This is a genomic window from Blautia sp. Marseille-P3201T, assembly GCF_900120295.1.
Taxonomy (GTDB): domain Bacteria; phylum Bacillota; class Clostridia; order Lachnospirales; family Lachnospiraceae; genus Blautia.
Map to the genome: position 1 here is coordinate 397,261 of NZ_LT635469.1, position 16,506 is coordinate 413,766.

Below are 16,506 nucleotides of genomic sequence, written 5' to 3' on the forward strand. Positions count from 1 at the left end.
GGGGGAAGGTTTGTGGTTTCTTCCTGGAATATTTGTTTTTAAAAGACGTTTGGTAAAGTGGCAATCCAATTTTCAATTGCTTGGACTAATATAAGTTGCTGTTGTAGAACGGCCATACCTGCAGTTGGAATTTCAGGTTTTTGCTCTTTGGAATTAATATTATCTTCTAAATATGCTTTCAGTATTTCAATGTTATTTTTTATATCAGAAAGGCATTTTTTTTGCTTATCAGGAGAAAGATTATTTATATTTACTATTACTGCATTAAAATCCAGAAAGATGTGAATTGGTTTAGAAGAAATATCAAGCATTAACTTCTCAAATTCTTTCTCCCCTGTATCTGTTAAAGTATAAATAGCCTTTTCTGGCATTTTTCCTTCTTTAATCGTAGTTCCTTTTATAAGGCCTTTTTCCTCTAATTGAAGAACTTTTTTATATATAGAAGGGGTACTAATTTTTACCCATTTGGATATATTACGATATTCTACAAGTTTTTGAATATCATAAGCGCTTAAAGCTGATGTCTTTAACATACCTAATACAATTAAATCAATGGTTGCCATGCTGACCTCCTATCCTTGACATATACTATATATTATAGTAGTATAGTTGTTGATTTGGTTATAAATTATACTACTATAATTTTACGGTGTCAATACAAATAGAAAATAACAAATGATTTATTGGGTGAATATAAATGAGAGAACGCTATTTATTTGAAAGAAAATATATAAGAAAAGATAATGAGTTAAAAATTCCTTCTAAATGGGAAAAATTAATAGGAGAAGATACAGTTAAGATACTTTGCAAAGAGTATAAAGAGATTTCTTCTTTTTTTTCTGAAAATACTCAATATTATGAACAGGAAGCTCCCTCAAATGTTGAGTATATGGAAATTTTAGAAATGTATTTAGCAGGGAGTTATAAAAGCGAAATCATTATAGAAAATACAATGAAAGATAAATTGTTTTTTACATTTTATATACCATTTTTTAAACTAGCCCGATATTATTCAAGAAAAAAATATGGAGATATTTTAGAAAAATATTTTTCTAAAGGAATTTATGAGGAGTTATATTCGGCCTTAGCTTGCGTGGCAACCAGGGTTTTAGTTAATGAAATACAGTTTCTTGAAAACAAATTGGTAGGAAAGAATGCAAATGAAAAATATTCTACATATGTTAAAATGTATTTAAGTAATGATGAATATATAGAGGAGCTTTTTCAGTTTTACCCTCTGTTATTAAGATGTATTTTAGAGAAAATTTGTAGTGTCGTAGAGTTTTATCATCAATTGATCAGTAGATGGGAAAAAAATGTAATAGAAATAAAAAAATGTATAAATATAGATAATACCGAGATTACAAAAATTAAGAAAGTAGGGGATAATCACAGAAATGGAAAGCATACGGTGAAAATTTTTTTGAAAAACGGAAATGCTGTATTTTATAAACCAAGAAATTTGAGGATATCAAAAATTTATTATGAATGCTTAAATATATTATATGAATATGTAGGATTGTCATGTTTTAAATATAGAATAGCAGATTTTGGAGAGTATGGTTGGGAAGAAGAAATAAAATATCAAAAATGTAAAAATAAAGATGAAGTAAAAAATTATTATGTTAGAATGGGGTGTCATATTGCACTGAGTTACATATTAGATATTCAGGATTTCCATTATGAAAACTTGATTTCTCATGGGGAATATCCTGTGTTTATAGATATTGAAGTGCTCTGTGGACATATCACAAAAAATTATATTCCGTTGACCGCTAACGAGAAAGCAAAATTATTTGTAGAAAATTCAGTATTAGGAAGTGGGATTTTACCAAGGGGGAATAAGGAGATGGATATATTTTGTGCTTTAAGCGGAAAAGGCGGAATAAAAACTGGGAGAAAAAGATTGATCCTGATAAATTCCAAAACTTCAGATATGAAATTTGTATACAAAGATGCAAAAACGAAGAAAGGATATAATAGTCCACAGATAAATCATAAAGAATATAGATATAATGGATTTGTAGATGAGATTTGTCTGGGATTTAGGAAAAGCTATGAATATATCTGGAAAAATAATAAGATTTTTGAGGGACGATTTCAAAACTTTAGTTCCAGAATGTTGTATAATCATACTCAAAACTATTCTAAACTTATTCAATTATCATATCACCCTATGTTTATGACAGATGGAGGAGAAAGACAGCTAATCCTTTCAAAAAATTTCTTCTTCCATATACGAATTAATCCAAAAAATGGAAAAGATTTATTTGAATCAGAGTTATATGCTATGCTTAAAGGAGATATTCCTTACTTTAGTTTTTTATCGAATAAAAAAGAATTGTATATGGATAATCATCAAATGATCAAAGAATATTTTACCATTACACCAGAGCAGTATATTAAAATGCGGATTAAATCATTATCTAGCCAGGATTTATATATTCAACAATATTTATTAAATAACGCTATAAAAGGATCAACAGTTCATTTGGAAAATCGAATGGATTATATGCATGATACAAATTTTTCCGTTATTAAAATATGCAAACAGATTGCTGATTATCTTATGAAAATAGGGATAAAGAATAGTTTAAAAACAGATATTAATTGGATTATTTCCTTGACTGGTACCATACATATATCAGATATGTTTTTATATGAAGGAATTGCTGGCATGATAGTTTTTTTTGCAGCATTAAATGAAGTAGCACCAACAAGAGCATATTTAGAAGTACAGAATATTTTATTGAATAAGTTGCTAGAATATACAATGAATAATTCTTCTTCAAAGGCGTATTCAGGTGCATTTTGTGGTGAGGCATCTATTATTTATACATATTTGGTATTATATAAGATAAGCAACGAAGAAAAATATATAAAATATGCAAAAATACATGAAAATAAGTTGTTTGCTAGTTTGGAAAAAGATAGGATGGGAGATTTGCTATATGGTAATGCCGGTGCTGTCATAATATATTTAAATATGTATGAATTAACAATGGATAAAAAATATATTTTGCGTGCTGAGATTGCGGCGAATTATATTTTGAAAAATTTGAAAGAAACGTATAGCATATTTAATAATATTGAAGGTAATAAAATTTCTCGGCTGGATAGGGGGATTGCACATGGAGGTAGCGGATATAGTATTTGTTTTACCAGATTATTTGGAAAGACAAAGAAGAGGAAATATCTAAACATTGCATTGGAGCTATTAAAGTATGATATTAAAAGAAATAAAAAAGAGAATAAAAGAAGTAGAAAGATATATTGGTGTCATGGGGCAGCAGGAATAGTATTGGCGCAGCAAGAAATATTAAAATATATTGAAGATGGTTCATATCAGCATATTTTTGAAGATTATCAGACAAAAATTAGCATGATAGAAAATAATTTTAATATAGAACTGGATAGTTTATGCTTATGTCATGGGATTTTAGGAAATATTATGATTATAGAGCAATTAACAGGAAAAATTCCGTGTGTACCTTGGACAAGCTCTCTGAGTAAATTAAATTATTTTATAGAAAAAAATCTGTGGACAAATTTAGAAAATAGTAATCCAGGATTCATGATGGGATTGGCAGGAATTGGATATGCAGTGCTGTATTTAAATCAAGATACTAAAAAATTTCCTAATATTTTAAAACTAGAACTCTAAAAAACTCTTCAAGAAATAAGAAAATTTCTTGACTAATACTATAATTTATAGTAATGTAATAGATGTCACTGTAAATTATAGTATTAGAAAAGGAGTGGAAAAATGAAAGGACATAACAAAAAAATGGAATTATTAGGGAGTGCACCGATTCCAAAAGCGTTATTGGCAATGGGAATTCCAACTATGATAGGAATGATGATCAGTGCAATTTACAATTTGGTAGATGCCTATTTTGTTGGAGGCTTGGGAACGAGCCAAATGGGTGCGATTTCAGTAACGTATCCTCTAAGTCAGGTGATTGTTGGGTTAGGACTATTGTTTGGTAATGGCGCAGGCTCATATATTTCTAGGCTGCTAGGGCGTGGGAATAATGATGATGCTAAAAAAGTTGCGAGTACAGCCTTATACAGTGGTCTTTTACTTGGAATTATTTTCATAATTGGCACGTTAGCTTTTCTTGAGCCAATTCTGAGGTTTCTTGGTACAACAGAAAGTATCATGCCATATGCGATTAAATATGCAAGAATTTTTATTGCTGCATCTATTTTTAATATTTTCAATGTGATGATGAATAATATTATAACAAGTGAAGGTGCGGCTAAAATATCTATGTTTGCAATGTTGTCAGGCGCATTATTAAATATGATTTTAGATCCTATTTTTATAAACGTATTAAATATGGGCGTTACAGGAGCTGCTATTGCTTCAGCTATAGGACAGGCTCTTTCAACAGTTGTTTTTCTTTCATATATTCTTATGAAAAAAAGTATTTTTACATTTAAGATTAAAGATTGTTGTTATTCTAAGGAAAATATGAAGGAAATTTTGAAGATAGGAGTACCAACATTAGTATTCCAGTTATTGACAAGTTTATCAATAATTTTAATTAATAATCAGGCCAATGCTTTGAGTGTAACACATACAAAAGAATATGTAGATTCAGTAATTGCCGGAATGGGAGCTGTAACAAGAATAGTTTCTATGGGAAGTTTAATGGTATTTGGATTTATTAAAGGTTTTCAACCAATTGCAGGATATAGTTATGGAGCAAAAAATTTTAAACGACTAAATGAATCAATTAAAACATCTATTTTGTGGTCAACTGTGTTTTGCGTGCTTTTTGGATTAATATTAATTTTATTCCCTGCAACAATTATTTCTAAATTTACAGCAGGAGATATGGAACTTGTTAGAATAGGGCAGGCTTCACTCAGAGCAAATGGATTTTCTATTATGCTTTTTGGATTCTATACGGTGTATTCTTCTCTATTTCTTGCATTGGGTAAAGGTTTAGAAGGATTTATTTTGGGAGCCTGTAGACAAGGAATTTGTTTTGTACCAATTATATTGTTATTGCCGAGTCTGGTAGGAATAAATGGTATCTTATATGCACAGCCAATTGCAGATCTTATTTCTGCAATTATCACAGTGTTTATGGCCATAAATTTACACAAAAGCTTGGAAAAGGAAAGACTTTTATATATTAAAAATAAAGAATAATGATAGGATATGCCTTATTACTTAAAAATGTTTTATTGATATAAAAGTAAAAAAATTGAGAATTAACAAAAAAATAGCAGGATATAATTTTCATAGTTATATCCTGCTATTTTTTTGATTCTAAATAATAAATAGTAAGCGCAAAATAATTCGACGGATTGTGTTGCCCTAAAAATGAATCCATAATAATCATTAGAAAATGCAAGCATTTCACTTTATCTTCTCTTGCCAGAAATGATAGATGCGAGCATTTTACTCTATCCGATTTATGGAGGTGTGCTCATGAGAAGCAAAAGAATACCTGCCAAAGAACAATACCGTCTCATCATGGAATGCCGTCAAAGTGGATTGACAGATCATCAATGGTGTGTGGAACACGACATCAAACCGGGGACTTTTTACAACTGGGTAAAAAGGCTGCGTCAGAAAGGTTGTGTGGATTTGCCAGCGTCAACCGGACGCAGCTATCGTGCACCGGAAAGCCAGGAAGTTGTCAGAGTGGATTTTCATGATACTGACCCGCTCCCATATGAACAGCCATTCAATGTGATTCCGGTAGCTACGGAAAGAAATAACCTTTCCGTAGCAGAGCCAATGAAGCTGTCTGTAGGAAGCTTCCATCTAACAATACCAAATGGAACAGATCCTCAGCTTCTGGCTCAAACGCTCCGCATTGTGAAGGAGTTGGAATGTTAGGGGATATCACAGCCGCCGATGAAATCTATATCGTAACAGGCAGAACGGATATGCGGAAATCCATTGACGGGCTGTGTGCTATTGTAGAAGAACAACTCCATATGGATCCAAGGCGAAGCGCCCTGTATCTTTTCTGTGGAAAACGTTGTGACAGGATCAAAGCTTTGCTCTGGGAGTCTGACGGATTTGTGCTGCTGTATAAACGCATGGAAGTCCAGGGCAGGTTCCGCTGGCCCAGAAATCAGCTGGAAGTAAAGCAACTGACCTGGCAGCAATTCGACTGGCTCATGTCCGGTCTTGAAATCGAACAGCCAAAGGCATTCAAACCTACGCAATGATCGTGTAAAAACTCTATGCCAACCAACAAAAATGGAGAGCTTTCTACACCCTGTATCATGTCTGCAATCCCTTGTAAATACTGGATTTTCTGCTTCTTTTTCATTGCTTTTTATGGTATAATAAGAGCAATGAAAAAGGAGCAGAAGACATATGGCCGATAATTCAAAAGATTCAAAAATCCTTGCGTACAAGGACATGATCAACCAACTGAATAAGACGATTTCCGCACAGACAGAACTGATCCAGTCTTTACAAAAAACATTGGAAGCAGACCGTCTGGAAAAAGAAAACCTTCGTCAGCAGATTGAATATCTCACGAAGAAACTCTTTGGTACTTCCAGTGAAAAACGGAAAGATATCGATGGTCAGCTGAATCTTTTTGATGAAGCCGAGCAGGAGGCAGATCCGACATGGAAACAGGAACTTCCTGATGACATCACTGTTCCGGAACATAAGCGAAAAGCACGACGGACACATGCAGATCTCTTTAAAAATGTCCCTTCCTGCGACGAGATCATTTCTCTTCCGGAGGAGGAGCGAAACTGTCCAACCTGCGGAACACAGATGGAATGTATTGGGAAAGAATTCGTCCGCCATGAATTCCGGTTTACCCCTGCCAAAGGGAAAGTAGTAAATATCTATCGTGAAACCTATAAATGCCCGGAGTGTGCCATATCAGAGGAACACCCGGATGATCAGACATTTGTCAAAGCGCCTGTCCAGGAACCATTGATCCCAGAAAGTTATGCATCGGAATCCGTTGTAGGATGGGCAATGCACCAGAAGTACCAGAATGGTCTGCCATTAAACCGGCAGGAATCGGAATGGAAGCAGCTGGGTGTCCCATTAAGCCGGGCTACGCTTGCTAACTGGATCATTTACTGTGCCGAGAATTACCTCTGTCATGTTTATGATTATTTTCACCGTCAGTTACGGATGCGTAAATATCTGATGGCAGATGAAACCCGGGTTCAGGTACTGAATGAGCCGGAGCGCAATCCTGAAACAGATTCCTGGATGTGGCTCTTCCGCAGTGGAGAAGATGGACTTCCGCCGATCCTGCTCTATCATTACACAGAGACAAGGGCAAAGTTCCATGCGGCATCTTTCCTGCAGGGGTTCCGTGGATATCTGGAGACCGATGGATACCAGGGTTATAACGATCTGCCGGATATCAAACGCTGCTCTTGCTGGGCACATGTGAGACGTTATTTCACAGATGCCATACCGAAAGGGAAAGAGTATGATTACAGCCTTCCGGCAGTGCAGGGAGTACAATTCTGCTCCAAGCTGTTTGATTGTGAGCGGTACTCAAAAGCAAAAAATCATACTGCGGAGCAGAGAAAACAGTTCCGTCTTGAAAAGGAGAAGCCGATACTGGAGGCATTCTGGAATTGGCTGGATCAACAGCGTCCAAATAAGGGAACCCGTTTGGCGAAAGCGGTGAACTATGCCCAAAATCGGAAAGACACCCTGATGACCTATCTGGAAGACGGTCATTGCAGTTTATCCAATAATCTTAGCGAGAATGCAATCAGACCATTCACTGTTGGCCGGAAAAACTGGCTGTTCAGTGCCAGTCCGAAGGGAGCTGCCTCTAGCGCTATTGTGTATACAATGGTTGAGATGGCAAAAGCGAATGACCTGAATACCTACAAATATCTGACATACCTCTTATCACAGCGGCCAGACGCTAAAATGTCAGATGAACAGCTGGAACAGCTTGCCCCATGGAGCGAGACTGCGAAAGCGAACTGTCAAAACTAAACATAGAGTAAAACGCTTGCATCTATCATTTTGGTGCAAGCGTGATTCATGGGCAGCGTAGCAATATTTTGCGCTTACAATAAATATGCCATATACAAAATAGAGTAAGACACTTTCTCTTTAAAAAATGTCATTAATTTTTTTAAGAAAATAAAGGAATATCCTGAATAGCTTTTCGACACCCGTCTGGTGATATAGAAAGCACGTTTGAGGGTCTTTTTTTGTTCTAAATTATTCCTTTTATGAAGAAATGGTTCAAGGTTATTATGCAGTGCAAATATGATAAGACATTGATAAATATCTCATAGAAATGTATTAATGATTAAATACAAAAAGGTGGTTTTCGAGTACTATAATTTTGATTTATAAATTTCCGGATCTATGATTTCGAGTCATCAAATATTCAATAAATGGGTGACAATGCACAGTGTTTTATAGACACAATAAATATTTACATGGAAAGGACAATATATTGCAGATTAGGACATTTTTACCTATATATAGAAAAATAGTGATATTTTTTAGTGGACATAGAGTATTGTTCAAAGAAAATTATTCAGAGAAATATATGGGAAGAGGTAAAAAAATGTCTAAAGTATTATTTTTGAATATTCCTTCACATGGGCATATAAACCCAACATTAGGTTTGGTGGAAGGATTAGTGAAACAGGGAGACGAAGTTTTATATTTTACTACAGAAGAGTTTAGAAAGAAAGTAGAAAGTATGGGAGCAACATTTATAAGTTATGGCTCAAAATCTGATTTTTTTGTTCCTAAAAATAAGAAACCAGGAAAATCAATTCTTGACGATTTGTTAAATAGAATAGATGAGGTGCTGAATAGAGCTGATATTATCGAATATATTTTAAAACAAATTCAAGGAATGAAATTTGACTATATTATCTATGGCTCAATGTTTCCATACGGAAATGTAATATCTCAGATATTAAAAATCCCGGCTATCTCTTCTTTTGCTGTATTTGCGAAACCAAAAGTTTTTATGGAAAAAGGAAATGAAGAGTTTATAAAAAATCATAAAGCTACAGGAACATATCAGAGACTCTATATGAAATTAGAAACTTTATATGGGGTACAGATGCCCCCAATGTTAGATCTGTTTTTTAATAAAGGGGAATTAAATATTGCATATACATCTGAATTATTTGTTTCTAACATAAAAGAAGAATATGATGATAGTTTTCTTTTTATCGGTCCACCAGTTTATGATAGAAAAGAAAAAATTGAATTTCCATTTGAGAAAATAAACGGTAGAAAAGTAATATATATTTCTTTGGGGACAGTATTTAATAGTATTGACACCGAACTGTATGAAACATTTTTTAAAGCATTTTCTGACTATGACGGGATAGTCATAATGAGTGCGTTTAAAATGGACATATCAAAATTTCATATACCAGAGAACTTTATTGTACAAAATTATGTGCCACAGTCAGAAATACTTAAATATGTGGAGGGGGCAATAACTCATGGAGGAATGAATAGCACAAGTGATTTAATATATAATAATGTACCATTTGTGACAATTCCCATAGGCGCTGATCAAAGATATATTGCTAGTAGAGTTTCAGAGCTAGGAGCTACTATTTGTTTAAATAAAGATAATATATCGCCCCAATTACTATCGGACTCCATGAAAAGAGTAATTACGGAAAGAAAATATAGAGAAGCGGTAGAAAAAATTTCTATTTCTTTTAAAGATGCAGGAGGATATAAAAAGGCATTAATGGAGATAAGTAAATTTAAAATTTTACATAGTATAGAATAAATAAGGTAAGGTGTTACGTATGCAAAAATTCTCAGAAGATCTTACAATGGCGCATGAATACTACAGGGAACAGGATTATAAAAATTGTTTAAAAGTATATGATATATTGTTTCATAAAGGAGAGCAGCTTTCAATAAGTGAGCTAAAAGAATACGCAATTTCTCTGCAAAAGAATATGAGATATTTTGAGAGCATTGAAATAGCAAGAAAAATTTTGGATAAAAAAAGAGTAGATATAGATATATTTTTAAACATGTGCATTTGCTTAGGAAAAATTGGAAAATATCCTGATGCGCTTGAGTATTATAATAAAATCTTGAAAATAAATAAAAATTATAATATTCAGATTGGCTATTATGCATATTTGTTAGGACAAGTGGGAAAAAACGAAATGGCAGATTTTTATTATAAAATTGCTATTGATATAGAGCCAGATAATGCATGGTATATAAGTCATTACGCTTTTTTTCTTCAAAAAATAAAAGAGTATAGTTGGTCAGAGTATTATTATAAAATAGCGCTAAACAAAGATAAAAATAACAGTTGGCTATCAAAACGTTACGCATATTTTCTTAAAGAATTAAAAGGAAAAGAAAAAGCGTATTCCTATTATGAGCAGTTGTTTTGCGAGAATCCTTATAATTATAACTATTATATAAATGCAGCAGAATTAGCATTTATATCAAATGATATAGAAGAATCTTTAAGGTATCTGGAAAAGGCAAACTCCATTAATAAACCTAAAGTTATGGAAATTATACTTCGATTTTATTGGGCAATATATTATATTTTGTCTGATGATTTGGAAGAATTCGAGAAAGAAACATTAGCACTAAAAGCTTTGCGCAGACAATATACAGGGTTTATTCATAGAGATTTGACAGATCTCAGTTTTTATATTTCAAACAATCTGAATGAGATTAAAAAACAAAAATATGAATATATTTCTAGTATTTTGTATAAGGGGGAATAGCAGTATGAAAATAATAGATCTTAGTTTTAATGTTGAGCCAAATCTTTCTGAACCTATGTCAATCAAAATAAAAACAAGACCACATTCAGGGGGCTCTAAATTTGGAAGAAAAATAATATTTATGGGAAAACGTAGTTTGAAAGATAAGGCAATGGCAGTGATTCATTATATGTCAGGGAAAGAACGTATAACTAAAAAAAGCTTTCCTGATCAAGAGTTTATCAACGAACAAAGGATTTCATTGTCTGTTCATACAGGAACACATTTAGATGCTCCTTCACATTTTGGAACAAAATGTGAAGGAAAAAGACCTAAAACAATAGATGAAATACCATTGGAATGGTGTTATGGAAATGGAGTTGTATTGAATTTTTGCAATAAAGGTCCATGTGAAGAGATTAGTGTTGAAGATGTAAAAAAGGAGTTAGAAAGAATTGAATATTGCCTTCAAGAAAACGATATTGTTCTGATAAGAACAGATACGGATAAAAAGTGGGGTAAGCCAAATTATTTTTATGAAGCTCCTGGCATGTCAAGAGAAGCAACAAAATTTTTAGTTGAAAGTGGTGTGAAAATAATAGGTATAGATTGTTATTCATTAGATAAACCATTCATGGCTATGGTAAAGCAGTATTATAGAACGAATGACAAAAAATGCTTATGGCCAGCTCATTTTTATGGACGAGAAAAAGAATATTGCCATATTGAAAGGCTTACAAACTTAGATAAGATCCCAATGAATTATGGGTTTAAGTTTTGTTGTTTCCCTATTAAATTAAAAGAAATGGGAGCTGCATGGGTTAGAGCGGTAGCTATTATTGAATAGTGAGATTTAACTGATTATTCAGTTAAAATATATAAAAATGGAGGTATAAAAATGGAACAAAAAATTTACGAAATTTTAAAAGAGAGGTTTGGTATTGAAGACACAATTAACTCAGATACAGATTTAGTTAATCAATTGGGATTTGAGTCTATTTCATTAGTAGAGTTAGCAAGTGTCTTATCAAAGGAAACTGGCGTTAAAGTTACTCATAGTCAAGCAATAAAATGGACGACAGTTAAATCTATTCTGTCAACACTTGCTACAAATAGTAAAGATAACAATGCATAAGGAGATTTTTTATGGGATATACAGTTAATTCTATCATAATAAAAAAAGAGATAAACGAACTGTTCGAGATTATTAATGATGTTAGAAATTGGCCGGAATTACATAACTATCAAGATGTAAAAATACTTGAAAAAAAGAAATTGCTAGATGGAAGGAGAAAGATTGTTTTTCAAGTTACGGGGAATAAAGAAGAGGAACCGGTTGAAATTTGGACATCTCAGAGAATTATAGATGTTACTAATATGTGTGCACGAGGGGTAAGACTAGAGCCTATGTACCCATTTAGACATTGGATACTTGATGTTGTTTTATCAGTAGAAAAAGAAGGAACAAAAATGACTTGGATACAGGACTTTAGTATGGATAAAAATTCAGGATTTACTGAAGAGGCTGTTGAAGAAATGATTAATAAAGGCAGTAAGAAAGAACTTCAAATTTTTAAGGAAAAAATTGAGAGTGGCATAGTTAGCAGCAAGACAGAATTATAATAAAATATCAATAAAATGGCAAGGAAAGATTTGTGAATTGTGCTTGGAATTTTTTGAAAATCTTTTATGCCATTTTATTATTCTGTAAATAAAGATATATTATAAGGAGATTCAGATGAGAAGAGTTGTCGTAACGGGGATAGGACTAATTACGCCTATAGGCATAGGAAAAGAAGAATTCTGGAAAAATAATAAAGAAGGAAAAAGTGGTATATGCGATATGCCAGAACTGGAAAAATTCGGTTTTGAATCTAAGGCTTACGGTTATGTGAAAAATTTTAAGCCAGAGCAATTAGGATTAACATTACGTGAAATTAGAAGAATGGATAGGATTACTCAATTTGGAGTTTTATGTACAGATCAAGCTGTTAAAGATTCAAAAATAGATTTATCTAAAATAGACAAAAATAGAGTAGGCGTTAATATTGCAAATGCAGTAGCAGGCACAAAATTCATGGATGAAGAATTTTCAGTTTTAACCAATAATGGAAAAGAGGTGGTAAATCCGGAAGATATATCACCTTATGCATATGCACGCTCTATGCCTAATACAACTTCAAATGAAGTATCATATCGTTATGGTTTTAATGGAACCTGTTGTACAATGGCAACAGGATGTACAACAGGAATTGATTCTATAGGATTTGCGTATGATCAAATACGGTGTGGGGAATTGGACGTAATGATATGCGGAGCGGCTGAGGCTCCAATAACGCCTATAACTATTGCTGCCTTTGAAGCAATAGGAACACTTTCTACAAATAATAATCCGCCAGAAAAGGCCTCCAGACCTTTTGATGATACAAGAAATGGATTTGTTTTAGCGGAAGCAGCAGGGATATTAGTTTTAGAAGAACTTGGACATGCTTTAAATAGAGGTGCACATATCTACGGAGAAATTGCGGGATATGGTTCAGTAAATAATGCCATGCATATGACAGGTTTGAAGCCAGATGGTGAGGATTTATCAAGAGCAATAAAAATTGCAATAGAGGAAGCTAATATCACACCATTTGAGATTGATTATATCAATGCTCATGGTAGTGGAACCAAACAAAATGATATAAATGAAACAGGCGCCTATAAAAAAGTATTTGGTGAGCTGGCCTATAAAATACCGATGAGTAGTACAAAATCAATGACAGGTCACCCTCTTGGTGCGGCTAGTGCAGTAGAAGCAATTGTTTGTTGTCTGGCATTGGAAAATAATTTTATGCCACCTACAATTAATTATAACAAGAAAGATGCACTATGTGATTTGGATTATATACCCAATTGTGGAAGAGAAAAAAATTTAAATGTTGTTTTAACAAATGCCAGTGGATTCGGTGGACTTCATGCAGCCATGATTTTAAAGAAATATATAGACTAATTGATAATAGTTGTTATTGAATAAAAAGGAGTATACAGATGAATAGACGAAGAGTTGTCATAACAGGATTGGGAGTGATTTCACCATCAGGAAATGATGTGGAAACATTTTGGGAATCGTTAAAACAAGGTAAATCAAGTATAGGCCCAATTACGAAATTTGATACAAGCGATTTTGATGTAAAAATTGCTGGGGAAGTAAAAAATTTTGACATTAAGAAATATGGATTTCCATTTATGCTTACTAGGCAATTAGATGAATTTACACATTATGCTATGGCTGCAACAAAGATGGCTTTAGACGATTCTATGATAAATCTTGAAATGGTTGATAGAACCAGAATGGGGGTTTTTGCAGGCAATTGTCTTGGAGGAGTTGGGTTTGGTGAGAAAGAATTGTATAATTTATATAGAGAAGGTTGGCAGTGTGTAAGTCCCTATCAGTCTATTTCATGGTTCTATACTGCACCACAAGGACAAATCTCAATTTTTTACAAATTAAAAGGTTATAGTAAAACTTTTGTAGCAGATAGAATAAGTTCTGATGTTGCACTGGGGTATGCATATCAATCGATTATGTTGAATCGTTTAGATACTTGTTTGGTTTGCGGCACAGAGGCTGGAGTATTTCCATACGGAATGTCACTGTTTTCAAGTAGTGATGTTTTATCAAAAAAACGAGATGCTTGTTATTGTCCATATGATTTAAAAAGAAATGGAATGATTCTTGGGGAGGGGGCAGGTACCTTAGTAATTGAGGAATTAGAACACGCATTAAAGCGCAATGCGCCAATATACGGTGAAATTCTTTCCTTTAGTAATAATTGTGATGGGGTTCATCATAAAGAAAAAAATAAAAATGGAAAAAAATATAAAGAGGTAATAGAATCTTGCATTAGAAAAGCAAATATATCGTATGATGAAATTGATTATATTAATTTAGATGGTGCTGCTCTATGGGAAGATGATGTCATTGAAACAAATGTATTAAAGGAAATTTGGGGAAAAGAAATTGGTACAGTATCTTTAAGCTGTCCTAAATCAATGTTTGGAAACACTTTTGGGGCTGCTGGAGCATTAGATGCAATTATTAATTGTTTGGCAATCAAAAATAACACAGTACCTCCCACAATAAATTATGAGGATCAGGATTCAAATTGTGATTTGAATTATACACCTAATAAAGCTTTGCATAGAAATATCAATACAGTATTACAAATTGCAAGGGGGAGAGGGGGAATTAATAGTGCTATGCTCCTTCGTGAATTTAAAGAATAGTATAGAAATTGGCATGTTATAGAAAAGAGGTTATGGAGAGTGCCTGTAATAAAAAAGGAGATAATTTTAAAAGGTACAACAAAAGAGATATTTAAAAGAATGTCTGAGTATAGCTTTATTCAAGAAATGAATTCGTCTGCAAATGTATGTACAAAAATTATTTTTAAAAAACCAAGAATCATCAGATATGGTATAGAAGTAAAGAATGTTGGGTATTGGGAATCTGAAAGGGTATTTATACCAGAAAAAAATGTAATTATTACACAGCGTAAAGAACCGATGGGACCATTTAAATATTTAGTTGTTATCTATGTTTTAGAAAAAGATAATCAGGGAACAAAATTTACATATATTGAAGAATTTGACGTATGTGATAATTATCAAAATGAAGTAGAAAAAATTTATTCCGACATTTCAAAAAAAGTAAATCCCATTTTACAAAAGATCACAGATTATTTTAATTCGGAACATATTTTGCAATAAGTACTATTGATAAGAGGGATTGGTAAATATGGAATAATAAAAACTCTTGTATTGTAGATGAAGCAATACGAGAGTTTTTATACATAAGAGTATAGGAGGTTCGTTATGGCAAAAAATATTGCATTTGTTTTTCCGGGACAAGGTGCACAATATTCTGGTATGGGAAAAGATTTTTATAATCAATATGAAAAAGCAAAACAAATTTATGATTATGCATCTGAAATTTGTAATATAGATGTAAAAAAAATCTGTTTTGATAGTTCTGACAGTAGAATTCATGAAACAAAATATACACAAATTGCAATTTTTACTACGTCATTAGCAATTTTAGAATGTGTACATGAAATGGGTGTCACTTCAACTGTTAATGCTGGGTTAAGCTTAGGTGAGTATACTGCATTGGCAGCATCAAATGTGATTGATATAAAAGACTTATTTTTATTAGTCAAAAAAAGAGGAAAATATATGCAAGAGGCTTTCCCGACAGGCGGTGCAATGGCTGCGGTTATTGGCCTTTCTGAAAGAGAGGTGGTGGCAATTTGTAATCAGATGAATGGTAATATATACATTGCTAATTATAATTGTCCCGGACAAATAGTCGTAACAGGGGAAAAGGCTATAGTGGAAGCATCGTATGAAATATTTCAAAAAAAAGGAGCAAAGATGGTTTTACCGTTAAATGTTAGTGGACCATTTCATTCGCCATTATTAGAAACGGCTAAAAAGAAACTTGAAATTAGTTTGAAAGATGTACAAATTAATAATTTTATCATTCCCTATGTATCAAATGTTAATGCAAAATATATTAATTATAGTTGTGATATTAAATCATTACTTTCTGAGCAAATTGTTTCTTCTGTGAAATGGCAACAGAGTATAAAAGAAATGATAAGACAGGGGGTAGATTTGTTTATTGAAGTAGGTCCGGGATCAACATTGACAAATTTGATTAGAAAAATTGACCCTGGCGTAGAAGTGCTAAATATTCAAGCTGTGGGAGATATGAAAACTTTGTTGAAAGTTAATTGAAGTTATTATAGAAAACAA

General features: G+C 32.8%; 15 protein-coding genes. 14 read left to right on the plus strand and 1 reads right to left on the minus strand.

The annotated features are described in order from the left end of the window. Positions 1-38 precede the first annotated feature (38 nt). The gene (locus BQ7352_RS06820) at positions 39-563 is read right to left on the minus strand and encodes a PadR family transcriptional regulator (protein WP_016289315.1); all 525 of its coding nucleotides are present in this window, start codon (positions 561-563) and stop codon (positions 39-41) included. A 134-nt stretch (positions 564-697) separates the two neighbouring features. Here BQ7352_RS06820 and lanM point away from each other — a divergent pair, with 134 nt between their 5' ends. From lanM to fabD, 14 genes are all read left to right on the plus strand, one after another. Further along, complete coding sequence (gene lanM / locus BQ7352_RS06825; RefSeq protein WP_072448095.1) at positions 698-3,664, plus strand: type 2 lanthipeptide synthetase LanM; 2,967 nt, start codon at positions 698-700, stop codon at positions 3,662-3,664. Between the two features lie 102 nt (positions 3,665-3,766). Then, the gene (locus BQ7352_RS06830) at positions 3,767-5,164 is read left to right on the plus strand and encodes an MATE family efflux transporter (RefSeq protein ID WP_072448097.1); all 1,398 of its coding nucleotides are present in this window, start codon (positions 3,767-3,769) and stop codon (positions 5,162-5,164) included. A 282-nt stretch (positions 5,165-5,446) separates the two neighbouring features. Further along, the gene (gene tnpA, locus BQ7352_RS06835) at positions 5,447-5,860 is read left to right on the plus strand and encodes an IS66 family insertion sequence element accessory protein TnpA (RefSeq protein ID WP_200791357.1); all 414 of its coding nucleotides are present in this window, start codon (positions 5,447-5,449) and stop codon (positions 5,858-5,860) included. Next, entirely contained in the window at positions 5,854-6,198 is a 345-nt protein-coding gene (gene tnpB, locus BQ7352_RS06840) for an IS66 family insertion sequence element accessory protein TnpB (protein WP_003023173.1), read from the plus strand. The genes tnpA and tnpB overlap by 7 nt, the downstream gene beginning before the upstream one ends. A gap of 151 nt (positions 6,199-6,349) precedes the next feature. Beyond that, on the plus strand, positions 6,350-7,966 hold the full coding sequence (locus BQ7352_RS06845) for an IS66-like element ISRgn2 family transposase (protein WP_072446722.1): 1,617 nt from the start codon (positions 6,350-6,352) through the stop codon (positions 7,964-7,966). Between the two features lie 586 nt (positions 7,967-8,552). Next, positions 8,553-9,752 carry a macrolide family glycosyltransferase gene (locus tag BQ7352_RS06850; protein ID WP_072448099.1) on the plus strand — a complete coding sequence of 400 codons (1,200 nt, stop codon included), beginning with the start codon at positions 8,553-8,555 and terminating at the stop codon, positions 9,750-9,752. A gap of 19 nt (positions 9,753-9,771) precedes the next feature. Next, positions 9,772-10,725, plus strand: a complete 954-nt coding sequence (locus BQ7352_RS06855) for a tetratricopeptide repeat protein (protein WP_159430640.1) — start codon at positions 9,772-9,774, stop codon at positions 10,723-10,725. Between the two features lie 4 nt (positions 10,726-10,729). Next, positions 10,730-11,551 (plus strand): cyclase family protein, encoded by an 822-nt coding sequence (locus BQ7352_RS06860; RefSeq protein ID WP_072448103.1) that lies wholly within the window; start codon positions 10,730-10,732, stop codon positions 11,549-11,551. Between the two features lie 51 nt (positions 11,552-11,602). Next, positions 11,603-11,839 carry an acyl carrier protein gene (locus BQ7352_RS06865; protein WP_072448105.1) on the plus strand — a complete coding sequence of 79 codons (237 nt, stop codon included), beginning with the start codon at positions 11,603-11,605 and terminating at the stop codon, positions 11,837-11,839. 11 nt (positions 11,840-11,850) lie between these two features. After that, on the plus strand, positions 11,851-12,327 hold the full coding sequence (locus BQ7352_RS06870; RefSeq protein ID WP_025578801.1) for an SRPBCC family protein: 477 nt from the start codon (positions 11,851-11,853) through the stop codon (positions 12,325-12,327). 115 nt (positions 12,328-12,442) lie between these two features. Continuing rightward, positions 12,443-13,699, plus strand: coding sequence for a beta-ketoacyl-[acyl-carrier-protein] synthase family protein (locus BQ7352_RS06875; RefSeq protein WP_072448107.1), 1,257 nt, complete (start codon positions 12,443-12,445; stop codon positions 13,697-13,699). A 38-nt stretch (positions 13,700-13,737) separates the two neighbouring features. Next, positions 13,738-14,976 (plus strand): beta-ketoacyl-[acyl-carrier-protein] synthase family protein, encoded by a 1,239-nt coding sequence (locus BQ7352_RS06880; protein WP_025578805.1) that lies wholly within the window; start codon positions 13,738-13,740, stop codon positions 14,974-14,976. A gap of 39 nt (positions 14,977-15,015) precedes the next feature. Then, on the plus strand, positions 15,016-15,459 hold the full coding sequence (locus tag BQ7352_RS06885) for an SRPBCC family protein (RefSeq protein ID WP_072448109.1): 444 nt from the start codon (positions 15,016-15,018) through the stop codon (positions 15,457-15,459). Positions 15,460-15,564: 105 nt separating this feature from the next. Next, on the plus strand, positions 15,565-16,488 hold the full coding sequence (gene fabD, locus BQ7352_RS06890) for an ACP S-malonyltransferase (RefSeq protein ID WP_072448111.1): 924 nt from the start codon (positions 15,565-15,567) through the stop codon (positions 16,486-16,488). The last annotated feature ends 18 nt before the right edge of the window (positions 16,489-16,506 follow it).

Bases quoted from the DNA above. Each gene is read 5' to 3' on its own strand.
- lanM (WP_072448095.1), top strand. From the start codon at position 698: ATGAGAGAACGCTATTTATTTGAAAGAAAATATATAAGAAAAGATAAT.
- BQ7352_RS06880 (WP_025578805.1), top strand. From the start codon at position 13,738: ATGAATAGACGAAGAGTTGTCATAACAGGATTGGGAGTGATTTCACCA.
- BQ7352_RS06845 (WP_072446722.1), top strand. From the start codon at position 6,350: ATGGCCGATAATTCAAAAGATTCAAAAATCCTTGCGTACAAGGACATG.
- tnpB (WP_003023173.1), top strand. From the start codon at position 5,854: ATGTTAGGGGATATCACAGCCGCCGATGAAATCTATATCGTAACAGGC.
- BQ7352_RS06860 (WP_072448103.1), top strand. From the start codon at position 10,730: ATGAAAATAATAGATCTTAGTTTTAATGTTGAGCCAAATCTTTCTGAA.
- tnpA (WP_200791357.1), top strand. From the start codon at position 5,447: ATGAGAAGCAAAAGAATACCTGCCAAAGAACAATACCGTCTCATCATG.
- BQ7352_RS06830 (WP_072448097.1), top strand. From the start codon at position 3,767: ATGAAAGGACATAACAAAAAAATGGAATTATTAGGGAGTGCACCGATT.
- BQ7352_RS06865 (WP_072448105.1), top strand. From the start codon at position 11,603: ATGGAACAAAAAATTTACGAAATTTTAAAAGAGAGGTTTGGTATTGAA.
- BQ7352_RS06875 (WP_072448107.1), top strand. From the start codon at position 12,443: ATGAGAAGAGTTGTCGTAACGGGGATAGGACTAATTACGCCTATAGGC.
- fabD (WP_072448111.1), top strand. From the start codon at position 15,565: ATGGCAAAAAATATTGCATTTGTTTTTCCGGGACAAGGTGCACAATAT.
- BQ7352_RS06855 (WP_159430640.1), top strand. From the start codon at position 9,772: ATGCAAAAATTCTCAGAAGATCTTACAATGGCGCATGAATACTACAGG.
- BQ7352_RS06820 (WP_016289315.1), bottom strand. From the start codon at position 563: ATGGCAACCATTGATTTAATTGTATTAGGTATGTTAAAGACATCAGCT.
- BQ7352_RS06870 (WP_025578801.1), top strand. From the start codon at position 11,851: ATGGGATATACAGTTAATTCTATCATAATAAAAAAAGAGATAAACGAA.
- BQ7352_RS06850 (WP_072448099.1), top strand. From the start codon at position 8,553: ATGTCTAAAGTATTATTTTTGAATATTCCTTCACATGGGCATATAAAC.